This window comes from Haladaptatus sp. AB618, from assembly GCF_024136965.1.
Lineage (GTDB): Archaea > Halobacteriota > Halobacteria > Halobacteriales > Haladaptataceae > Haladaptatus.
This window is the reverse complement of record NZ_JAMYJX010000011.1, coordinates 1-19,887: the sequence shown is the minus strand read 5'-3', so window position 1 is coordinate 19,887 and position 19,887 is coordinate 1. Positions and strand designations below refer to the sequence as shown.

Sequence of the window (19,887 nt, the reverse complement as noted above, 5' to 3'; positions counted from 1 at the left end):
CGATTTTCCCTTTTGCCGCGGCCAAACGAAACGACTCTTGTCGGGACTTCCCGTACTCGAAACCATGAACGAGACACGTCGGGTCGTCTTGGACGCGCTCGCTGACGGCCCGGTCTCCGGGCCGGAACTCGCCGACGCCCTCGACATCTCGCGGAACGCGGTGTGGAAACACGTCGAGGCGCTTCGTACCGACGGATTCGAGGTCGAGAGCACTGCGGATGGCTATCTGCTCGGGGAGGTCCCTGAATTCGGACCGGCGGTCGAGTACGGACTGGAGGCACCGTTTTCCGTCGAATATCACGACTCCATCGGGAGCACGAACGACCGGGCACGGGAACTGGCCGGGGACGGGGCGGAGGACGTGGTCGTGCTGGCCGACGAGCAGGTGGGCGGCCGCGGCCGCTTGAAACGGACATGGGTCGGCCCCTCGGGCGGCGTCTGGATGAGTCTCGTCCTCCGTCCCACGATGCCGCCAGCGCACGCCCCGCTGTTGACGCTCGCGGCTGCCGTGGCCGTGACGCGGGCGGCACGGGAGGCGGGCGTCCCGGCGGAAATCAAGTGGCCGAACGACGTGCTCGTGAGCGAGGAACGAGTGAACGAGCGCCAGTCAGAACGAAGTTCTGACGATGTCCTCGTGAGTGACGAAGGAGTTCCCGTGAGCGTAGCGAACGGGAGCAAGCAAGAGCGAAGCTCTTGCCGTGCGAACGAGTACAACAAACTCTCGGGTATCCTCACCGAGATGGAGGGCGAGGCGAACCGCGTCTCGTGGGTCATCGCCGGTATCGGCATCAACGTCAACGTCGCGGCGGACGACCTACCGGACGGTGCGACGAGCGTCCAAGCGGAGGTCGGCGCGGTGAATCGACGGTTGTTCGTCCAGCGACTGCTGGAGGAGTTCGACGCGCTTCGGAGCGACACCGACTCCATCCTTCCGGCGTGGCGCGAACTGTCGGCGACGCTCGGACAGCGAGTACGGGTCGAAACGCCTGACGGCGACGTGGTCGGTACTGCGGTCGATATCGTCATGCCGGGGGCGCTGGTGGTCGAGACCGAGGAGGGAACGGTGCGGATTCACGCGGGCGACTGTGAACACCTTCGGCCGGTGAACTGAGGAGATCAGTCGGTCGTCGAACGGTGTCGATATCAATCGAGTTCCGTGATGACCTTCGATTCGATTTTCCGGAGGTGTTCACCGACCGTCCCCGCCGAGATACCCGCTCGTTCCGCAAGGTCGTCGAGGGTCGCACGCCGCGGTATTTCGTAATACCCCGCGTCGATAGCTAGCTTCAACAGTTCTCGCTGGCGGTCCGTCAGCAGCGACGCGAGTCGGCGCATATCAGGTCGATACTCGCCGATCCCTTCGAGCGAGATCGAAATCCCGTCGGGGATTTCCGCGACCGCCTCTCGGATCTTCTCGTCCGTCCCGAGCATGGTTATTCGAAGCCCGCCTTGCTCGTTGTACTCCATCGGCCAGTCCACGACGATCTCGTGTCGGCGGAATATACCGAGGAGGTCGGTCATGAGGGTATTCGCTCGAAAATGGAGGTAGACGTGCCCCTCCGACGCCGCGGACCGCTCGACCGATAGCACGTCCGAGTCGGCCTCTAGTATCTCGGTTCCCCGTTCGAGGTCCCCACCGAGTTGGTACAGTCCGACGCCGGTTCCGTCATCCAAGAGGTTGATGTAGTGAATCGCGTCACCGTTCACCGTTAGGTCGGCGTACTCGCCGCTCGAACAGCGTTCATCGTCGATTCGAGGAATGACGAACGTAATATATTTCATCTGTCAACCGGCCGTCGTGTTCGTAGTGTCCGGAACGACCGGTCTCGGCCGCACAGTACAGAGACGGGGCCGGCTATGTCGGTCACGGACGATGGCGCGTCGGAGTATGCCGCATGCGTATTTAAACGTGCCTCAGATGTGTGGCGCTATTCGCATGCACCGGTGGAACCTCCATACCACCAGCGTATGCCGAGCATGACTGTTGAAACAGCCGAAACGCACGGTCCGGACGGGAGTAGTACCAAACCATGAACGCGAAATCGACCGTATTGATTGTCCTCGGCGGCATCGTGGCGCTTCTCGGGTTGTTGTGGATCGTTCAAGGCCTCGGAATCGTCCAAATCGATCCCATTCTGTGCGTGGCAGACTGTGAGCCGATCACCGGCGGATCAGTGCAGTGGACGGTCGTCGGCGTCATCGCCCTGTTCGTGGGTGTCGCCATCGTCCGATGGGGACGAAACGTGTGAGCTGATGCTGATATCTGGTAAGACGTTCTACCGACAGACCGAGTAAAACCCGTTTTCGTCGCGCTATTCCGCCGAGTCGAGAACTCAGCCGCTGGTGTGGACTTTCCCTGTCGCACTCACGTCCGGTGAGTCGACCTCCTGTCCGACGCGAACCGTGAGCACGGGCACGGTCGAAGCACGGACGACTCGCTCGGCGACGCTTCCGAGGAGGAGGCGGTCGATGCCACCACGACCGTGGGTTCCCATCACGATGAGATCGAAATCGTCCAGTTCGGCGTAGCGGACGATTTCCTTGTTCGGTGGCCCTTCGAGCAGATGTGTCGTGAGCGAGACGTCGTACTCCCCCACGATACGGCGGGCGTCTTCGAGTGCCGACTCGCCCTCTTCCTCCAGCATTCCCGAGACGCCTTCCCAGGACGTTTCCATCGGCAGGCTGGCGTACGTCGAGGAGTTGACGACGTACACCGCGTGGAGTTCCGCACCATGCGCCTCGGCTAGTTCAGCGGCGTGCGCGAGGACGCATCGCATTTCCTCCGAACCATCGGTCGGCACGAGAATTCGGTCGTACATGGATGTGTTACCGAGTGTCACGGCCCGTGTTGTCTTAACTCATTTGGTGGCGATCACCTTCGAATCGAAAGGGATTCCGGGGAATCACAACAGAACGTCGATCACGTCGCTCGCCCCCGCCCGTCGGACGACCGATCGAACTACGTCCTTGTTTCCACAGAGGTTGTCTGAGTCGCCGTCGAGAACCAGTAGCTTCGCATCCCTCCCCGGTTCGAGGAGACCACAGTTCAGGCCCGCGATTCGTGCCCCGTTTTGGGTGGCCATCCGGAGCACTTCACGGGGAGAGATGTCCGTCAGTTTCACCGTGAACTCCATCTCGCGGAACATCGACGGGCTATTCAACATCACGTTGTCCGTCCCGAGTGCGACCGTCGTCCGGTCGAGCAGTTCCTTCATCGGCGGCAAGCCGACGCCCGTGACGAGGTTCGAACGCGGGCAGACGGCGATTGGAACCTCGCTGTGTTCGATTCGGTCGAGATGGATCGGTTCGGGGTGGACGACGTGAACGAGGAAGTCCGGCGAGAGGTCGAGCGCTGGATTGAGGTCGCTCGAATCGGCCTCGCCCGCGTGAATGCCGAAGGTCTTCCCCGCCCGGTCGGTCGCGGTGCGCTCACGGCCGAAATCGGCGTCGTTCGCGCCGCTCGCTCCGAACCCGTCCGCGGCTTCCATCGCATCGACCGTCTCCCGGCCGAGAATGAACGGGTCGATGTCGAGGCCCTCGGCCGCTTCGCGGAGGGCGAACACGCCCTCGACGCCGCCCTCGCGGAATTCGAGGAACGACGCGGTCCCCGTCGATTGCATGAACTGGAGCGACCGCCGCATCGCATCGACCTTTTCGGCGCGGGACGTTTCCCGAAGGAGCCGGTGTTTGAGCCCGTCCGGCGGCGCGACGAGTTCTTCCAACGAGAGTCCGGCCCCGGCCTCCTTGGCGATGGAATCGCCGATGTGGGTGTGTGCGTTGACGAACGCCGGACAGACGACTTTCGACGACGAGACGGACTCCTCTTCGATAGCGGTAATCGTCCCATCCTCGACGACCACGCGACCCTCGATGGGGTCGAAGTTCGGACCGGAAAGGATGGTTCCCTCCACGAGCATACGTGGCGGTTGTCAGTAGCCGACCTTAAACGCCCCGTCGTCGGAATTATTTCCCTTACTCCATCTACCCTTCCTCACCTTCCTACTTTCCCTATTCCACCGCTACCTATTTCTCCTCGAAGTCCGTCAGCGTCGTCCGAACGCCGGTTCTAACGTCGCTGACGAGCGCACCGTCGGTTTCCAAGCCGAGGATTCGCTCCGCCGCGTGTCCGGCAGCCTCCGTCTCGTCCGCCGGCGTGTACACGCCGAGGCGCCACTGGTCGCGCTGGACCTGCTGCAGCGCCCGAACCAGCGTGGATTGCCGAGCGAGCGGCCGGACTTCGTTGTTGACGACGACGCGCGACGACGATTCGGTCATCGCCGGTCGACTCGGCACGTCGAGGGTAACGTGCTCGGAATCGACGCCCGCACTCTCGGCGATTTCGTTCTCGTACCGACGAATCGTCTCGTGGTCGGTATCGATGATTTCGTCGGGAACGTCCCCCATCTCCGCCCAGACGGCACGTTTGTAGAGGTCACGGTCAGTGAGACGTCGAGCGAGTTCGACGGTTTCCGGGTTCATTCGAAGCGCGACGATCAGATCATGGTCGTCCATGCGTCGTAGTTGCTCGGCGTCGATGTCCGGCGAATCGAGCAGGCGCTCGCTCGCCCGCTGGAGCATCGACTTGCTGATTCGCGTGACGTGGTGGTTGTACACCGTCGGGTTCATCAGCGCACGGGCGACGAGCAGGCTCTCCGCCGTTTGGACGTTCCCCTCGGCGAGCACGAGCCTCCCATCCGCGAACGTCAACTCGTGTGTCAGTCGCTCGTGGTCGATGGTGCCGTAGGGGACGCCGGTGTGATGGGCGTCCCGGACGAGGTAGTCCATCCGGTCCACGTCGAGTTCGCCGGAGACGAGTTGCCCTAGTTCCCCTTCGCCCGCGATGAGTCCCGCGATGGTGGTCGGATCCAAGTCGTGGTCGCGGAGGATGTCGCCGACCGTCGAGTCCGTGAGCAGGTCGAGAACGTCGTCGTGATATTTCCCCGTGCGACGGTGGATTAGCTCCTCGATGGTGTGGCTGAAGGGGGAGTGCCCAACGTCGTGGAGGAGCGCGGCCGCGCGAACGCGCTCCGCTTGTCTCCCCTCGATGCCGAGGTTTTCGAGCGCTTCGCAGGCCAGATGATAGACGCCGAGGCTGTGTTCGAATCGGGTGTGATTCGCGGAGGGGTAGACGAGACGGGCGGTTCCGAGTTGCGTGATGTGTCGAAGTCGCTGGACAGCATGCGTGTCGAGCAACTCGTTCGCAACGCCGACGACTTGGATATGGTCGTGGACGCTGTCCTTGATGGTCTTCATTGTCGGAACGTTGTCCCGTCACGGTATAAAAACTGAAGGACGAGGCTTTATGTCCTCTCTCGCAGGAAACGAACCATGGTCACGTTTCTCTCAGGGGGGACGGGCACCCCCAAACTGTTGGAGGGCGCGGAAGGGGTCTTTTCGCCCGCCGAGACGACGGTTATCGGTAACACCGGTGACGACGTCGAACTCGGTGGCCTCCTCGTCTGTCCCGACATCGACACGGTGTTGTTCCAGCAAGGGGGCGTGCTGAACCGCGAGACGTGGTGGGGAATCGCCGACGACACGACCGAGACACACGACGAACTCCATCGTCTCGCCGAATCGGCCGACCTCTCCACCGGCCCGCGGTACCTCCCCAACGAACGCCAGACAGACGGGCGGAAAATCGCCCGCTGGCGGCGCTTTTCCGGCGTCGCAGAGTTCATGCTCCTCGGCGATCACGATAGGGCAGTGCACGTCACTCGGACGGGACTGCTGGACGAAGGCAACACGCTCACCGAGACGACGCGAACTTTGGCGGACGCGTTCGACTCCCCGCTCGACGTCGTCCCGATGAGCGACGACCCGGTCGCGAGCATCATTCACACGCCCGAGGGCGAGATGCACTTTCAGGAGTTCTGGGTCGCACATGGCGGCGAACCCGACGTCACGGATGTCGAGTTCAGGGGTGCGGAAGACGCGGAGCCATCGCCCGCCGCCCTCTCCGCGATGACCGACGGACCGGTCGTCATCGGCCCGTCGAACCCCGTGACGAGCATCGGACCGATGCTCGCGATGGACGCGTTCCGCGAGGCGCTCGAATCGACCACCGTGGTCGCGGTGTCGCCGTTCGTGGAGGACCGGGTTTTCTCCGGGCCAGCGGGGAAACTGATGGACGCGGTCGGCTATCAACCGAGCACGGCGGGCGTGGCGGAGGCGTATCCCTTCGCCGACGCGTTCGTGCTGGACGACGAGGACCGAACGGAACTCGGCCGTCCGACGATCCGAACCGACACGAAGATGGACGACGAATCGGACGCGCACCGCGTCGTTCGTGCCGTGCAGGACGCGTTGGAGGTGGCGTGATGGTCGAACCGTTCGAACCGCGGGTCGCGCTCGCCAGCCTCAGCGGGGAAGCAGACGCCGAATGGGCGCGAAACGCCGCCGATCACGCAGGGGCGGCATTTTTGGGTGGAATCGCGCTGGACGAGGAAACGCGAGCGGCCGCCCGGAAATTGGTCGCGCGCGAACGAACCGAATTCCTGCCGGACGACCCCGTCGCGTTCGTGGACGGGCAACTCGCCGCGCTTTCCGATTCCCCGATTCGCCCCGGAATCAACGTCCGTTCCGCGACGCTCCCTCCGATTCGAGCGATGGGTGACGTCTGCCACCGCCACGGCGCGATACTGGAGCTCAACGCACACTGCCGACAGGAGGAGATGTGTGCGGCCGGTGCCGGACAATCGCTCCTTCGGGACCCGGACCGCCTCGCCGAGCAGGTTCGCGTCGCGGCCGAAACGGGTGCCGCGGTGAGCGTCAAAGTCAGAGCCGAGGTGCCCGGCGTGAACCTTCCCGAGGTCGCTCGCAAAGTGGTGGACGCGGGCGCGGACATCGTCCACCTGGACGCGATGGACTCCGAGCGGATGGTGCAGGTGGTGGCCGAGGCCACGGACTGTTTCCTCGTGGCGAACAACGGCGTCCGCGACGAGGCGACGGTCGCGGAGTATCTGGAGTACGGCGCGGACGCGGTCAGCGTCGGACGGCCGAGTGACCGCCCCGAAGTGCTCTCCCGCGTTCGCCGTGCGACGGATGCGTGGTTCACGGAGGTGGTGGCATGACGCCAGCGGAACACGCGCAACTCGCGCTGTTGCTGGAAGTCGCCGGAACGCCGAAACCCGGCAACGTGGACAGGGAGCGCGATTTCCCCGATCTACGGTTCGAGCATTTCCTCGCCGGAGCGGTCGGTTCCGGCGCGGGACTCCGAGCGGCCGAGGCGGATGCACCGGTCGGTGAAGCCTTCGAAGAAGCCGTCGCCGGGATGAGCCAGCAGGAGGGTGGCAACACCCAGTTCGGTGCGCTGTTGTTGCTGGTTCCGTTGGTGAAGGCCGACGACCGCTCGCCGGAGGGCGTCACGGAGGTCGTCGAAGCGACGACCGTTGAGGATGCGGCGGGGTTCTACCGCGCGTTCGAACACGTCGATGTGGCGGTTTCGGACCCGCCGGAAGGGACCGACGAGTTCGACGTTCGACGGGGAAGCGACGCGATTCCCGCACTGGAAGAAGCCGGACTCACGCTGTACGACGTGATGGAACTCGGCGCGGACGAGGACGGAATCGCCCACGAGTGGACACACGGCTTCGAGCGAACCTTCACCGTGGCCGAACGCATCGAGGAACTCGACGGCGGGATTTCGGCCCGCGCGGCGCAGGTGTATCTCGAACAACTGGCCCACGAACCGGACACCTTCGTGGCGAAACGACACGGCAAGAAAACGGCCGAAAGCGTGCTCGTTCGGGCACAGGAGGCCCTACAAGAAGCGCGCGAGGGCAACCCGGAACTCGTGACGGCGTTCGCCGAATCACTGGTGGACGACGGGATCAACCCCGGAACGACCGCGGATATCGTCGCTGGCGGCCTGTTCGTCGCGCTGGAGCGGGGCGTTTCGCCGTGACCGGGACGAGGACGAGTTGGCCGGTCGAACTTCGCGGCGTGACCGAGTCCGTCGTCACGACGCTCGGGCCGAACGACCTGTGGAACGTGGCGGTTCTCGGCCTTCATTCCACCAACCCTGTAACCGCTCGCACGTGGGGTAACACCAGAACCCGGCGGAACTTCCACCGACAGGGCGGCGGCGTCATCCAGTTCACCCGCGACCCCGTGGACTTCGTGGAGGCCGCGCTGTCGATCCGGGAGGAAGCGGAACCGGTGCTCGACTCCGCGGATGCGTGGGTCGAAATCGAGGTGGAACAGGTCGATTCCGGGGAGACCGACGGAACCCACTGGGAGGAGTGGGAACTGATGCCCGTCGAATCTGAAATTCGGGAACGGCGGGTTCCGGTGACGAGTCGGGGTTTCGCGGCCGTCGTGGAGGCGACCGTGGCGGCCTCCAGGTTGGACGTGGACGGCTACGATACAGCGGAACTCCGGGGTCGGTTGGAGTATTTCGAGGAGGTCACGCGGACCTGTGGCGGCGAGCGCGAGCGTGCCGCGTTCGACCGAATTCGGGAATTGGTCGAGTGGTAAGCGCGGTTCGTCATTTATTTTCGACCGTTCTATCGTTCGACAGTCCGGGGTGATTTCAAAAGAGGTATCACTCACGCTCGCACTACCCGCCGAGTATGAAGCCTCGGTTCGTGGGTCGTCTTTCGCTCGCCGACGCGGTGACGGTTTCGAACGCCGCGCTCGGCTTTCTGGCGATTTCGCTCGCGGCCACGAACCCGCGACTGGCGGCGCGCCTCGTCCTACTGGGGGCGGTGGCGGACGGGTTGGACGGCGTGCTCGCCCGCCGCTATGGGAGTTCGGCGGCCGGGCCGTATCTGGATTCGTTGGCCGACGTCGCGTCGTTCTCGGTCGCCCCTGCAGTGTTGGTCGTCGCCGTCGTGCGCGAGACGTGGGGATTCGACACGTTTCGCGTGGGAGTCGCGATGCTCGCCGGGGCGCTGTTCGTCGCCATGGCGATCGTCAGACTCGGGTTGTACACGGCCTACGACACCGACGACGACGTGACGGAGGGGATTCCGACGACGCTCGCGTCCGTCATCCTCGTGGCTGGCGTCCTCGCAGGGTTCACCGACCCCACAATCCTCGTCGCGCTCACCTTCGTCCTCTCCGGGTTGATGGTCTCGACGATCACGTATCCCGACCTACTGGCGCGTGATGCGCTCATCATGGGCGTCGTCCACTCGCTCGCGGTCCTCATTCCCAACTTCAAAGGCCGGACCTTCCCGTATGCGCTGCTGTCGCTTGCACTGGCGTATCTCATTCTCTCACCGGGGTTCTACTGGCGGGAGACGGAAGGAAAACCGACGCCTGCGAAGACGACAGAAGGGAAACGCTCTTGATGGCTACGGGCCGAATTTTTCGCATATGAGTAAAACGGCACAGCCGGGGGTGGACGCATGAGCGACGATGGTGCCGAGGAAACGCAGGATGCGGAATCCGAGGACGAAATTCAAGCCGAGGAGCAACGGGAGTCCGAAGCCGTAGAGGAATCTGAGGCCGAAGAGGAAGACGAGGAGACCGTAGAGGAATCCGAAGCCGAAGAGGAATCCGAAGCCGAGGAAACGCCAGAGGAGACGGCGGAATCCATCGAAAACCGGCTCGAAAGCGCGGAAGCGGATCTGGAGGACGCCGAGACGGAAGCCGACCTCGACGTTGTCGAAGACGAACTGGACGACATCGAGGAGGAACTCGAAGCGGCGGACCTCCCCGAACCGGACGAAGAGGAAGACGAAGACGAGGACGTGGAGGACCCGCGCGAGGAACTGGAGATGTTCCTCTCGGACCTTCGTGACGAACTCGAAGACCAACGCGGTCCGTACGCCGAGGACGTCATCAGCGACATCGAGGACGCTATCTCGACCGTCGAGGACACCCGCTGGACGGTCGACGGGAGCGCGGAACTCGTGGAGGTCGTCGAGTCGTTCGTCGATACGGTACAGGAGGCGATCGGAACGGATTTCAGCGTCACCCTCACCCGTAATTCGGACGACCTCGCGGAAGTGCTCGGAGACACGGCGAGCGCCGTCGAGGAGGTGGAACTCGATCCGGACGAGGACGCGGAAACCATCGATACGCTTCTCGATGCGACCGACGAACTGCAGTCGGGCATCGACGACGCCGAGGAATGGAGCGACCTGAGCACCCGGGAGCAACTCAGGCGTGAAGGCTACTACGACGTTCTCAACTACCGCAAGGACTACCCGCCGGAGTGGCACGCGCTCAAAATCTGGGAGAAACGCGACCGCGTCGACATGGTGCTCCTCGCGCTCGATTCCTTGCAGTCGAACTACATGGAACGACACTGCCTCGAAGCGCTCGAACGGATGGGCAACGAGGAAGCCGTCGATCCCATGCTCCAGCGTGCCGGTCGTCGTGACAAGGACGCCATCCGTATTCTCGGGAAGATCGGCAGCGAGGAAGCCATCGATTCGATCATCGACTACGTCGATGCCGACCCCGGAATGGCGAAGACCGTCATCAAGGCGCTCGGCGAAATCGGCAGCGACGAAGTCACACAGGACGTCGCGGACCAACTCGTGGTCGAGGACGAGGAAGTTCGAAGCTACGCCGCTCGTTCACTTGGTCTCATCGGCGATACACGTGCGATCAAACCGCTCTCGGAGACGCTGGCGGACGACGAGTCCGATTCGGTTCGTGCCAGTGCCGCGTGGGCGCTGAACCAAATCGGCACGGAAACGGCGCTCGACGCGGTCCGGGAGTACTCAGACGATCGGGCGTACATCGTCCAGAGCGAAGCCGAGAAGGCGCTGTAGTCTGCCGGTAAGCACTGCTTACTCCCGAGTAATCGGTCAATAACAAAGACCATCGATGTCCCTTCTCTTCCCGAGAGGTCAAAATGGCGACCGAATCCGCGCCACTCGGGATGTGTCCGAACTGCGGAAGCGACATCACTAGAGGTTATCTTCTCATCGAATACGACACCGAAGAGGGCTCGGAGCGCTTCGCCGAATGCCCAGACTGCCGCGAAATCGTTCACCCAGTTCACTGAGCGAGGAACGTCGCAAAGAATTCGAGCGCGAACGCGAGTGCGATACAGAACGCGCCGACGCGGCCGACCCACGTGTACTGTCTCACTTCCATCGGCGACATGTCGATGGTGTAATCGTTGTAATCCGGGTCGTACTCTATGTAGTCCGGAATCTGGAAGAACTCGAAGAAGACGAGAACGGCACCTAGAGCACCGAGAGCATAGCCCGCCAATTCGAGTATAATCGGAACGTCCATCATATAGACAAGGCGAAGGTGGTGGACAAAAATCCACCGTTCCGAGCGTTTATATCAGAGGACGAAACCACTCCTCCCCGTGTTCGCCAGAGTCGCGCTCGCCGTCCTCCTGGTGCTTGCTCTCCTGCCAGCTTCAGCAACGGGTGTCGCGACGACCACCACGGCAACCGGCACGAGCGCAACGGCAACCGGCACGAGCGCAACGGCAACCGGTACGACGACTCCATCCGGAACAAGAACCTCCTCCGGAGCTTCGACCCCATCCGGAACGACGACCCACTCATCAGCCTCGCCGCACATCGTCGCCGTGTACCCAAACCCGGTGGCGATGGACGACGCCGGGGAGTTCGTCGTCGTTACCTTCCCACGAAAGACGACCCTCTCGACGTGGACGCTGTCGGACGAGCAATCGACGTCCACCTTATCGAACCGAACCGTTTCGGGAACGGTCGCGTTCTCCACCGCGCCGAATCGCACCGAGAATCTCACGTCTTTTCGCATCCTCCCGCTCGAAAACCTCTCCCTCGCGAATTCGGGCGAGACGGTGACGCTCGGGCGAACGACCGGCGGCGGTTCGGAAACGGACGTCGATTCGGTCACCTACGTCGATGCGCCGGAGTCGGAGTGCTGGCGGCCGACCACGCAGTCGTGGCGACCGTTGGGCGCGACGAACTTCACGGTTACCCGCTCCGACGCCACGACCGCTCGCGTGTTCGTGCTTCCGGACGACCCGAACGTTCCCGTCGAAACGCTCCGTTCGGCCAAACGACGGCTCCTCCTCGCGGGTTACTCGTTCACTTCACCACGAATCACGGACCTCCTCATTGCGGCAGCGAATCGAGGCGTGAATGTTCACGTTCTCGTGGACGATGCCCCCGTGGGCGGCATTTCCACTCGGGAAGCGGCGGTGCTCGATAGACTCACCAACCACGGCGTCACCGTCGATGTCATCGGCGGAGAACGGGGGCGCTATGACTTCCACCACGCGAAGTACGCCATCGCCGACGACGAGGCAATCGTGATGACCGAGAACTGGAAACCCGCCGGTGTCGGCGGGCACTCCAGCCGTGGGTGGGGAGCGATCGTCGGTGGGGAGGCCGTCGAAAATCTCGAAGCGATATTCGACGCCGATACGTCGTGGTACGACACGACACCGTGGCAGTCGTTCAGGGAGGGGCGGTCGTTCAATCCGACGACGGCGGCGAACGAGAGCTACCCGACGAAATTTCCGGCGAAGCGTGTCCCCATCGACGCCGTGAGCGTGCTCGCCGCGCCGGACGACGCGGAAAGCGGTGTTCTCTCGTTGCTTCGCTCCGCGAACGATTCCATCGATGTCCAACAGATGACCATCGGGAGTATCCATCAGCCGTTCATCCGGGCAACGCTCGCCGCGGCGCGACGGGGTGTGACGGTCCGAGTGCTCCTCAGCAACGCGTGGTACGTCCACGACGACAACCAGCGGGTCGTACGCTGGTTGAACGAGCGGGCCGACGCCGAAGGACTGCCGCTCGAAGCCGAACTCGCGTCGCCACACGGCTACGAGAAGATTCACGCGAAGGGCGTCATCGTCGACCGGCGACACGTCGTCGTCGGGAGTCTCAACTGGAACAATCACTCGGCACGTGAAAACCGGGAAGTCGCGGTTGTGCTTCACGGAAGTGCCGCTGGGAGATATTACAGCCGCGCCTTCGAAGCCGATTGGGGAGCAAAGAAAAATCGATTCCCGGTCGGTCTCGCCGCGTTCGTGGCGATAGCCATCGCTGGCGCGGTTTGGATCGCAAAACGGGAGATTCGGTTCGAGTCGTAGAACCGAGGTGGTCTCAGTTCGGTTTCAGTCGTCCTGCTGGTGTCCGACCGTCGTGCTCTGGAGTTCCTCGTCGAGTTCCGCGTCGGCCATCTTCTCGACGAGCGCGTCGAGCACCTGCTCTCGCATTCCCTTGACGAACTTGATGCTCCCGACGACGAGGTGGCCGCCACCGCTGACGCCACCGCCGACGACTTCCTCGTTAAGTTCCGTCACCATCTCGGGGATGTCGAGTCGGACGCCGTCACTGCGGAGGACGGCGAAATCCGGTCCGTAGCCGATGGTGATGACGGGTTCGCCCGTCTCCTTCACCTTGCGGTCGTGGATTTCGCCGGTCGTCTTCCCCGGTGGCGGGTAGGTGAATCGGTACGCGTGGTTTTCGACGTCCACGCGGTACAGGTGTGCCTCGCTCGCCAACCGTTCGTGTTTGACGTGGGGCATCGCGGCGTCGAGTTGTTTTTCGGTGTCGGCCTCGGCGCGCTCGGAGAGGAACGTGACGAGTTCGCGGTGGCGCTCCTCGTCGTCACAATCGACGTTCAGAACGTCGTTGATGAGGTTGCGTCCGGGGTCGTACTTCAGCCAGAACGCGCCGTAATCGAGCGCCTCGCCCATGTCGGTAAGGAACTCCTCGGAGTAGCCCTCCGATTCGGCCAGTTCGACGTAGTCCGTCATCGCGTCCGCCTTGGAGCGGTCCGAGATTCCGGCGACGGCGGGAACGTGACGGAGTTCGTCCGTAATGTCCGGCGAAATCATCCGCGCGAGTTCGACGCACATCATTCCCGTCGTGATGCGGTAATCCTCGTCGTAGAGGTACGGGTTGACGTGGCCGTCGATGTAGGGGTCCACCGCTTCCGGGTCGGGGTGGTGGTGGTCGACCACGAGAATCGGGATGTCGTAGTGGGCGAGGTTCGCGTAGGCTGGAACGTCCTCCTCGGTACTCCCGTTGTCGAGCATGAGCAAGAGGGGGAGTTTCTGGCCGTGTCGTGCTTGGTCTTCGAGCGCGAAGTTCAGGTCACGGGTCACGTCCTCCATCTCGTAGAACGGTGCCTTGCTCGGCAGGCGCTTGAAGAGGTGGCGCTTGGCCTCGGGCGCTTGGTGGGTCTCCTCGATGAACCGCTTCAGCGCGAGTTCGACCGGGAGGCTGGCACACATGCCGTCGCCGTCGGCGTGGTGACGGACTCGAATCGGGCGGCTTTCGAGCACCGTGCGGCGGAGCTGTTTTGCGATCTCCCGGAGGTCGGGGAACAACTGTTCGAGGGCGGGCCACTCGATGAGGGGTTCGGTCTCGTGGGGTTCCGCGCGCTCGTCCAGGGCCGTCTCGATCCGGTCGCTGACGACGGCCTCTTCGTCGCCTTCCAATGCGGTGAGCGACGTGACTTCGACTTGGAGGGAGCCTTCGCGTTCTTCGACGACGCCGACGAGGTGAACGATGTCCTCGATTTCGATTTCGGGATGTGCGCGGACGCCCGCTTCCTCGAAGGCGGCACACGGGACGACGCCCGTGGGGTCGCTGACGTGGAAGATGGTCGGACCGCCGGTCTGTTTGATCTGGACGACTTCGCCTTCGAGGTGAACGGTATCGCCGACTTGGTCGGCGAGGGTCCCCGTTTCGGCGACTTCGTATTCGTGAGCGACGGCGACGGTTTCGGCGTCGTCGATGTCGACGTCGACCGGCGTGAAACTCAAGTCGCCGTTCTCACGTACTTCGAGGAGTTCGACGACGAGACTGTCATCGACATCGTAGTCGGTAGAGAGGTTCGATTCGTGAACGAGACCCGAGACAGAGTCCGAAAGGTCGACGAACACACCATAATCGACGACGCCGTTGACGACGGCGTGGTATCGTTCGCCCTCGGAAATATCAGAGAGGGTGCAATCCGCCGCGAGTTCGTAAACGACGGGATTACCCGGTCCATCACCGGGGTCAGTATCAGCGGGATTCATCTTGTGCGTCTCTTCGGCCGCACTATTTTTAACGCTTTGCAACTGGCTTCCCTTCGGAAGATCGCCCGTGACCGTCCGGCCTCCGGTCCTTCGTAACGCTTAGAACGCGGGCGCTCGGAGTGTAGCGTATGCGGCTGTTCCGGTCGAACGAAATTCTCGGTATCGCGGAGGGCGCGCTGACGTTCGCACTCGAAGCGTCCCGCGATGCCTATCCGAACGAGTACATGGGCTATCTCCGTGGCGAGGAGGCGAGAAACCTCGGTCTCGATCGCGACGGACTGGTCATCACTGACGTACTCGTCATGCCCGGCACCGAATCGAACAGCGTCAGCGCGACGGTGAAGACGAGCACCATCCCGAACGACATCAGGGCGGTCGGATCGGTACACTCACACCCGAACGGCGTGCTCCGCCCGAGCGATACCGATCTGGGGACGTTTCAGAAAGGTACCGTTCACATCATCATCGGCGCACCGTACGAGCGAAACGACTGGCAAGCGTTCGACCGGGAGGGGAACCCCCAGAAACTCGACGTGCTCGACGTCGAACTTCCGGAGGCGGAATCGTTCTTCGACTTTACGCAGGCGGACATCGACGAGGAGTTGAGAGACCAGTGACACACGTACTCGCACAAGGAACCTTCGACATTCTACACCCCGGCCACGTTCACTACCTCCGCGACGCCGCAGGGATGGGCGACAGACTATCGGTCATCATCGCACGCCGGGAGAACGTAACACACAAACAACGACCGATCCTGTCCAACCGACAGCGGCGGGACATGATCGACGCGCTCGGCGTCGTGGACGATGCGCTCGTCGGTCACCCCGAGGACATCTTCGCCCCCATCGAGGAACTCGACCCCGACATCATCGTGTTGGGATACGACCAGCATCACGACGATGCGGCCATCGAGGCGGAACTCGATCGGCGAGGAATCGACTGCGTGGTTCGGCGTGCGTCGCCGCTCGAACCCGGCGACGACGACGATGAACTGCTCTCCACCGGACGAATCATCGACCGGATTTGCGAAGAACGCTGCTGAAAGGCTGATTCGGGCGGAATGTTCCTCGATTGATAGTACGACGACGATGAGCGACGTTTCGAGAGACATATACGCCGGGCAATCCGAACCCACTGTATGAACCGCCGAGCGTTTTTAGCCGGGGTCGTCGGCGCGACATCAGTCACCTTGGCAGGGTGTTCGAGCGTCCTGAACATGGGTTCCGAATCGCGGTCGATGGGCGGTGACTTCGACATCGGAACGAGTTCGATGGACTTCCATCCGGAGAAGTTCACGGCGACGGTCGGGGACACCGTCGTCTGGAAGAACACGGGGATGCGCCAGCACACCGTCACCGCCTACGAAAACCTCATTCCGGACGATGCCGAGTACTTCGCCTCCGGCGGGTTCGATTCCGAGCAGGCCGCCCGCGACGGGTGGAACAACGGCAAAGGCGGAATTCTTCAAGGACGGACGTACGAACACACGTTCGAGGTTCCCGGAAAGTATCCCTACCTCTGTATCCCCCACGAGTCGAGGGGGATGGTCGGCACTATCGTCGTGAAAGAGAAGTAACTCCGTCCCGTCTCGCCGTATTCTCAAAAAACGAAAATCGAACCGTCGTCCTTAGACTTCGGCTTCTTCTTCGTCCACGTCCACGGAGGTTTCCTCTTCCTCGGCAACCTCCTCGGGGTGGGCTTCCAGCGTCGCCTTCTGGATTTCGACGCGGCGGAGCGGGTAAATCGTCTTCGCCTCGCCGTAAATCGCGCTGGACAGACGACCTTCGACGACGCCGTCGAGGAGGTCCTGGAAGGTGTGCTCCTGTGCGGTCTCCTGCACGATGTCGATCATCGTGCGGCGGATGGCCTTCTCCTGGCTGTGGTCCGCCTTCTTCGTCGTGAACGCGACTGGCTGGATCTGGACGCGGTAGTCGTCCGAGGTCAGCACCGTGATGTATGCCTCGACCTTCGAGGCACCGCGTCGCACGAGGCTACGCAGGTAGTCGCGGGTGAGTTCGTGTCGGACGAACTCCGTGTACGCGGAGTCGCTACCCACGTCGTTGATCTTGAAGGTCAACTTCGTGTTGTTTTCGCTGGCGTTGTTCGTCAGTTCGCCAAGCGTCGTTTCGATGGTGCGGCCGAGCACCTTGTCCGGTTCGTCTGCGGGGGTCGTTCCAAGCTCCTCTCGGTCGAACTGCTCGGGAGCGAGAACGGTGTACCACCGCTTTTCCTGTGATTTCTTCGAGACTGATCGTTCACTCATAGTTGGTGTTAGTGTGTTGGTTTGCCGTTTGTACTACCTGTGCTGCCACCGAGAGGTTCACGACGTAATCGTCGATGGTCGTCTGGAGACCGCCGGTCGTCTCGCGTTCGATGGTCGTCGTAATCGTTCCGTCCTCCACGCTCGTTTCGATTTCGGGCGTGTTGTCGGGGACGACCGCCGCCGCGATGTGCTCGGCGTCCTCCAGTTCCGTGTGGATCGTCGCTCGTCTCATACTACCTCCCGGAACGCCGAAAGGAACTCCTTCGCGTCCGCGTCGAACCGCGCATAGCCGCGCCGTCTGCTTCCCGTTCCGTCGCCGTCGAGCCGGGAGCCAACCGTTCGCATGGCGTTCCCGAGGTCGACGAGGTCCGGATTCGAATCCGAACCCCCAGCCGAATTCGATTGGGGACCCGAATCCGAATCGTCGATACCGCGGTCACCGACTGCAACCGCGGCGGCTTCATCGTCAGTGACGACCAGCGCGATCGGTTCCGGCGATCTGAAATCGCCGAGCAGTCGCGCCGCCGTCACGACCGGTGCGTCGTCCGTTCGGGCGACGAACAGGCCGTCGTACCGACCCGTCGTCGCGTTCCGGACCACCGCGTGGGCCGCCTTCGAGTGCGTGCGCCACGCGTCGAGCGCGGGCGCACGGGCGTCGTGGCCCAATGCCAGCGCGATGCCGGTTCCGGGCTGCTCCTGGGCAACCGCGTCGAGAACGTCGGCGTAGCCGCCGAGCGTCGCGAACGGGTGGTCGTCGCCGAGTTCGTACGGGCGAAGCGCCCGCTGGACGGTCTCGCCCACTCGCGGCGTCGCGCCCTCCGGTCCGGCGACCGAGAGCGCGACGAGCGAGGCGATTTTTCGATTGGCGTCGTCGTCCAGTTCGACTGGGAGGTCGAGTTCGGCGAGTTCGGCTTGCACCGCCCCGGCGTCGCCGGAAAATCCGGCGTGCAGGAGCGTCGAATGGGCCACCCCGTCCGCGATGTCTTCGGTCGGCGTCGAAACGCCGGGCCGTCGCGTGAGGTCCGCCGTTTCGAGCAACCGTGCGGTGTCTCCCGCGCCGGGCGAGGCGCCAGCGGCCACGGCACCGGCGAGTGCCAGCACCGGGTCGGGCGACCCGCCGAGTTCGGTCGCGACGTCGAACGCGACGACGCTCGTCGGTCGTGTGTGTTCGGGGAGTGTGACGTCCCCGCCCGGTGCGCCGACCGTCACGACGAGTTCGTCGTCACCGGCGTCGGCGCGATGGGAGGGGAACGAGGTTGCACTCACCTGGAACGGGATACCGGCAGTCGCGCAGGCACGTGCGAGGAGACCGCCTGCCGCGAGCGCGTCACCGTCCGCGTGCGCGACGATCCGAACGAAGTCGGCGTCGCGGAGTGTCGCGGCGATGTCGCTCGCGGAGAGGGCGTCCTCGCCTGCGGTTCGGCCGGACGTGGACATCTATTCGAGGAGTTCCACTGCGTAGTCGTAGGTGTACGTGAAGTCCTCGTCGAGCTTGTCGCCGCGGTAGTAGTTGACGAGGCGGCGAACCTTCGACTCGGTGTTCTGCAGTGCGCGCTTGTTCTGTTTGTCCTGTGGGTTCTCGTCGACGTGCTCGCGCAGTCGCACGGCGCGCTCCATCAGGTTTTCGAGGTCTTCCGGCAGGTCGCTACCTGCGTCGTTCTCTTCGAGAATCTCGGTCACTTTCTTGCCCGTGACGAGCTTCACGTTCGGGACGGGCGTGCCGGTCACACCCTCGTCGCGGAGTTTCCCCCCGATCTGACTCGGGCTGAAACCGTCTTCCGCGAGTTCGACGACGCGGTCTTCCACGTCGTCGGCATCTACGTCGCTCCACTCCGGTGGTTCGTCTGCCACAGGTCGGTCCGAACCGGACGACCCACGGCGTCGCGTGTGCATTCGTGCCATAGTTGAGGATAGGAACTGCACGAGCCGCGAGAGTGCTGGCGATGGGTACCGCCAGTCGTGACTTCCGCCGTAGTCGGCGAAAGCACGTTGCACGTCCGCAATCCCAAGCCGTGAAATCTCACGACGCGTCGGATTTGCGGCTGTGCCGTTCCCTACGGGTCGTTTTCGTTTTTATGGGTTAAAGGGTTTCTATTCGAGTACTGTGTTTGGTGTGACGAGTGAAGTGTGAATTTGGGGGTGCTGCGAGAGCAGCTACTGAGACGAAGGCCCAGAACGCCCTCGCCCGCTCGCTACGAGTTGTTTCTGACTTCATCGAGAGAGCAGCTACTGAGAAGATCACCTCGAAAGCCCCCGCCCGCTCGCGGTCGCTCCACGAGATATTCTGGCCTCTCCGCGCTGGAAGAGCGAACTCTTCCAAGTCCCCGTTCGCTCCTTCGTCGCTCACGGGGACACCATTCGGCCAGAATAGTTGCTCATGGAGACGACCACGCGGTGCGCGAGCGGGCGGCCCCTTTCAATCCACCCATACACCACGCCACAACCCTCCCCAGCCTCCTCGCTCCCGTTGGTCGCTCGTCCCTCGCGCGGGCGCACTACCGTGCGCCAATCGCGCGCCGTGCGGTTGGTTCGTATTGCCCAGCCTGTCCTTCCGGGTGGCGCGCGCTGTCACAGCCCTGAGGCCAGCGAGGTTTCGGAGAAACCTCGGGGTGAACGGTGTAATTGCCGAGCAACGCTCGGCAGTCAGCCGGACGAAGTCCGGCGAAATTGC

At 63.1% G+C, this 19,887-nt stretch carries 22 protein-coding genes; 12 read left to right on the top strand and 10 right to left on the bottom strand.

All coding sequences use genetic code 11. From position 1 onward, the window contains the following. The first annotated feature begins 64 nt into the window (after positions 1-64). The gene (locus NKF26_RS21735; protein ID WP_253226087.1) at positions 65-1,111 is read left to right on the top strand and encodes a biotin--[acetyl-CoA-carboxylase] ligase; all 1,047 of its coding nucleotides are present in this window, start codon (positions 65-67) and stop codon (positions 1,109-1,111) included. A gap of 32 nt (positions 1,112-1,143) precedes the next feature. Here NKF26_RS21735 and NKF26_RS21730 read toward each other — a convergent pair whose 3' ends face one another. Continuing rightward, the gene (locus NKF26_RS21730) at positions 1,144-1,782 is read right to left on the bottom strand and encodes a helix-turn-helix domain-containing protein (RefSeq protein ID WP_253226086.1); all 639 of its coding nucleotides are present in this window, start codon (positions 1,780-1,782) and stop codon (positions 1,144-1,146) included. Positions 1,783-2,030: 248 nt separating this feature from the next. Here NKF26_RS21730 and NKF26_RS21725 point away from each other — a divergent pair, with 248 nt between their 5' ends. Then, complete coding sequence (locus tag NKF26_RS21725) at positions 2,031-2,249, top strand: hypothetical protein (RefSeq protein WP_253226085.1); 219 nt, start codon at positions 2,031-2,033, stop codon at positions 2,247-2,249. An 84-nt stretch (positions 2,250-2,333) separates the two neighbouring features. Here the strand turns inward: NKF26_RS21725 and NKF26_RS21720 are convergent, their stop codons facing one another. From NKF26_RS21720 to NKF26_RS21710, 3 genes are all read right to left on the bottom strand, one after another. Next, a complete protein-coding gene (locus NKF26_RS21720) occupies positions 2,334-2,819 on the bottom strand; it encodes a universal stress protein (RefSeq protein ID WP_253226084.1) in 486 nt (161 codons plus the stop codon). Positions 2,820-2,903: 84 nt separating this feature from the next. Continuing rightward, a complete protein-coding gene (locus NKF26_RS21715) occupies positions 2,904-3,917 on the bottom strand; it encodes an amidohydrolase family protein (RefSeq protein WP_253226083.1) in 1,014 nt (337 codons plus the stop codon). Positions 3,918-4,023: 106 nt separating this feature from the next. Beyond that, the gene (locus tag NKF26_RS21710) at positions 4,024-5,253 is read right to left on the bottom strand and encodes an HD domain-containing protein (RefSeq protein WP_253234876.1); all 1,230 of its coding nucleotides are present in this window, start codon (positions 5,251-5,253) and stop codon (positions 4,024-4,026) included. Positions 5,254-5,328: 75 nt separating this feature from the next. On the opposite strand from NKF26_RS21710, the gene cofD reads away from it, so the two are divergent. From cofD to NKF26_RS21680, 6 genes are all read left to right on the top strand, one after another. Continuing rightward, a complete protein-coding gene (gene cofD / locus NKF26_RS21705; protein ID WP_253226081.1) occupies positions 5,329-6,321 on the top strand; it encodes a 2-phospho-L-lactate transferase in 993 nt (330 codons plus the stop codon). Further along, positions 6,321-7,073 (top strand): tRNA-dihydrouridine synthase, encoded by a 753-nt coding sequence (locus NKF26_RS21700; protein ID WP_253234875.1) that lies wholly within the window; start codon positions 6,321-6,323, stop codon positions 7,071-7,073. Before cofD ends, NKF26_RS21700 begins: the two co-directional genes overlap by 1 nt. After that, positions 7,070-7,906 carry a triphosphoribosyl-dephospho-CoA synthase gene (locus NKF26_RS21695; protein WP_253234874.1) on the top strand — a complete coding sequence of 279 codons (837 nt, stop codon included), beginning with the start codon at positions 7,070-7,072 and terminating at the stop codon, positions 7,904-7,906. The genes NKF26_RS21700 and NKF26_RS21695 overlap by 4 nt, the downstream gene beginning before the upstream one ends. After that, positions 7,903-8,478 carry a DUF447 domain-containing protein gene (locus tag NKF26_RS21690; RefSeq protein WP_253234873.1) on the top strand — a complete coding sequence of 192 codons (576 nt, stop codon included), beginning with the start codon at positions 7,903-7,905 and terminating at the stop codon, positions 8,476-8,478. Before NKF26_RS21695 ends, NKF26_RS21690 begins: the two co-directional genes overlap by 4 nt. 95 nt (positions 8,479-8,573) lie before the next feature. After that, positions 8,574-9,296: a protein sorting system archaetidylserine synthase gene (locus NKF26_RS21685; RefSeq protein ID WP_253226077.1), complete on the top strand. Its 723-nt coding sequence runs from the start codon at positions 8,574-8,576 to the stop codon at positions 9,294-9,296. A 57-nt stretch (positions 9,297-9,353) separates the two neighbouring features. Beyond that, a complete protein-coding gene (locus NKF26_RS21680) occupies positions 9,354-10,730 on the top strand; it encodes a HEAT repeat domain-containing protein (RefSeq protein WP_253234872.1) in 1,377 nt (458 codons plus the stop codon). A 229-nt stretch (positions 10,731-10,959) separates the two neighbouring features. Here NKF26_RS21680 and NKF26_RS21675 read toward each other — a convergent pair whose 3' ends face one another. Continuing rightward, the gene (locus tag NKF26_RS21675) at positions 10,960-11,205 is read right to left on the bottom strand and encodes a hypothetical protein (RefSeq protein ID WP_223301930.1); all 246 of its coding nucleotides are present in this window, start codon (positions 11,203-11,205) and stop codon (positions 10,960-10,962) included. Positions 11,206-11,281: 76 nt separating this feature from the next. Between NKF26_RS21675 and NKF26_RS21670 the strand changes: the two genes are divergently transcribed. Beyond that, a complete protein-coding gene (locus NKF26_RS21670; RefSeq protein WP_253234871.1) occupies positions 11,282-13,009 on the top strand; it encodes a phospholipase D-like domain-containing protein in 1,728 nt (575 codons plus the stop codon). 24 nt (positions 13,010-13,033) lie between these two features. On the opposite strand, the gene NKF26_RS21665 is transcribed toward NKF26_RS21670, so the two are convergent. Further along, the gene (locus tag NKF26_RS21665; RefSeq protein ID WP_253226073.1) at positions 13,034-14,950 is read right to left on the bottom strand and encodes a DHH family phosphoesterase; all 1,917 of its coding nucleotides are present in this window, start codon (positions 14,948-14,950) and stop codon (positions 13,034-13,036) included. A 128-nt stretch (positions 14,951-15,078) separates the two neighbouring features. On the opposite strand from NKF26_RS21665, the gene NKF26_RS21660 reads away from it, so the two are divergent. The 3 genes from NKF26_RS21660 to NKF26_RS21650 all read left to right on the top strand — a co-directional run bounded on the left by NKF26_RS21660 (position 15,079) and on the right by NKF26_RS21650 (position 16,529). Further along, positions 15,079-15,567: a Mov34/MPN/PAD-1 family protein gene (locus NKF26_RS21660; RefSeq protein ID WP_066145980.1), complete on the top strand. Its 489-nt coding sequence runs from the start codon at positions 15,079-15,081 to the stop codon at positions 15,565-15,567. After that, positions 15,564-15,995 (top strand): FAD synthase, encoded by a 432-nt coding sequence (locus NKF26_RS21655; protein ID WP_253226072.1) that lies wholly within the window; start codon positions 15,564-15,566, stop codon positions 15,993-15,995. Before NKF26_RS21660 ends, NKF26_RS21655 begins: the two co-directional genes overlap by 4 nt. A gap of 96 nt (positions 15,996-16,091) precedes the next feature. Beyond that, positions 16,092-16,529 carry a plastocyanin/azurin family copper-binding protein gene (locus NKF26_RS21650; protein WP_253226071.1) on the top strand — a complete coding sequence of 146 codons (438 nt, stop codon included), beginning with the start codon at positions 16,092-16,094 and terminating at the stop codon, positions 16,527-16,529. A gap of 51 nt (positions 16,530-16,580) precedes the next feature. On the opposite strand, the gene NKF26_RS21645 is transcribed toward NKF26_RS21650, so the two are convergent. From NKF26_RS21645 to NKF26_RS21630, 4 genes are read right to left on the bottom strand one after another with little or no spacing between them, the layout of a single operon-like run. Further along, a complete protein-coding gene (locus NKF26_RS21645; protein WP_253226070.1) occupies positions 16,581-17,216 on the bottom strand; it encodes a 30S ribosomal protein S3ae in 636 nt (211 codons plus the stop codon). Then, the gene (locus NKF26_RS21640; protein ID WP_253226069.1) at positions 17,209-17,448 is read right to left on the bottom strand and encodes a KEOPS complex subunit Pcc1; all 240 of its coding nucleotides are present in this window, start codon (positions 17,446-17,448) and stop codon (positions 17,209-17,211) included. The genes NKF26_RS21645 and NKF26_RS21640 overlap by 8 nt, the downstream gene beginning before the upstream one ends. Continuing rightward, on the bottom strand, positions 17,445-18,653 hold the full coding sequence (locus NKF26_RS21635; RefSeq protein WP_253226068.1) for an exonuclease RecJ: 1,209 nt from the start codon (positions 18,651-18,653) through the stop codon (positions 17,445-17,447). The genes NKF26_RS21640 and NKF26_RS21635 overlap by 4 nt, the downstream gene beginning before the upstream one ends. Further along, complete coding sequence (locus NKF26_RS21630) at positions 18,654-19,118, bottom strand: 30S ribosomal protein S15 (RefSeq protein ID WP_253226067.1); 465 nt, start codon at positions 19,116-19,118, stop codon at positions 18,654-18,656. Positions 19,119-19,887: the final 769 nt, after the last annotated feature.

Bases quoted from the DNA above. Each gene is read 5' to 3' on its own strand.
- NKF26_RS21725 (WP_253226085.1), top strand. From the start codon at position 2,031: ATGAACGCGAAATCGACCGTATTGATTGTCCTCGGCGGCATCGTGGCG.
- NKF26_RS21660 (WP_066145980.1), top strand. From the start codon at position 15,079: ATGCGGCTGTTCCGGTCGAACGAAATTCTCGGTATCGCGGAGGGCGCG.
- NKF26_RS21685 (WP_253226077.1), top strand. From the start codon at position 8,574: ATGAAGCCTCGGTTCGTGGGTCGTCTTTCGCTCGCCGACGCGGTGACG.
- NKF26_RS21710 (WP_253234876.1), bottom strand. From the start codon at position 5,253: ATGAAGACCATCAAGGACAGCGTCCACGACCATATCCAAGTCGTCGGC.
- NKF26_RS21715 (WP_253226083.1), bottom strand. From the start codon at position 3,917: ATGCTCGTGGAGGGAACCATCCTTTCCGGTCCGAACTTCGACCCCATC.
- NKF26_RS21735 (WP_253226087.1), top strand. From the start codon at position 65: ATGAACGAGACACGTCGGGTCGTCTTGGACGCGCTCGCTGACGGCCCG.
- NKF26_RS21645 (WP_253226070.1), bottom strand. From the start codon at position 17,216: ATGAGTGAACGATCAGTCTCGAAGAAATCACAGGAAAAGCGGTGGTAC.
- NKF26_RS21680 (WP_253234872.1), top strand. From the start codon at position 9,354: ATGAGCGACGATGGTGCCGAGGAAACGCAGGATGCGGAATCCGAGGAC.
- NKF26_RS21650 (WP_253226071.1), top strand. From the start codon at position 16,092: ATGAACCGCCGAGCGTTTTTAGCCGGGGTCGTCGGCGCGACATCAGTC.
- NKF26_RS21665 (WP_253226073.1), bottom strand. From the start codon at position 14,950: ATGAATCCCGCTGATACTGACCCCGGTGATGGACCGGGTAATCCCGTC.
- NKF26_RS21730 (WP_253226086.1), bottom strand. From the start codon at position 1,782: ATGAAATATATTACGTTCGTCATTCCTCGAATCGACGATGAACGCTGT.
- NKF26_RS21675 (WP_223301930.1), bottom strand. From the start codon at position 11,205: ATGATGGACGTTCCGATTATACTCGAATTGGCGGGCTATGCTCTCGGT.
- NKF26_RS21635 (WP_253226068.1), bottom strand. From the start codon at position 18,653: ATGTCCACGTCCGGCCGAACCGCAGGCGAGGACGCCCTCTCCGCGAGC.
- NKF26_RS21720 (WP_253226084.1), bottom strand. From the start codon at position 2,819: ATGTACGACCGAATTCTCGTGCCGACCGATGGTTCGGAGGAAATGCGA.
- NKF26_RS21630 (WP_253226067.1), bottom strand. From the start codon at position 19,118: ATGGCACGAATGCACACGCGACGCCGTGGGTCGTCCGGTTCGGACCGA.
- cofD (WP_253226081.1), top strand. From the start codon at position 5,329: ATGGTCACGTTTCTCTCAGGGGGGACGGGCACCCCCAAACTGTTGGAG.
- NKF26_RS21640 (WP_253226069.1), bottom strand. From the start codon at position 17,448: ATGAGACGAGCGACGATCCACACGGAACTGGAGGACGCCGAGCACATC.
- NKF26_RS21700 (WP_253234875.1), top strand. From the start codon at position 6,321: ATGGTCGAACCGTTCGAACCGCGGGTCGCGCTCGCCAGCCTCAGCGGG.
- NKF26_RS21695 (WP_253234874.1), top strand. From the start codon at position 7,070: ATGACGCCAGCGGAACACGCGCAACTCGCGCTGTTGCTGGAAGTCGCC.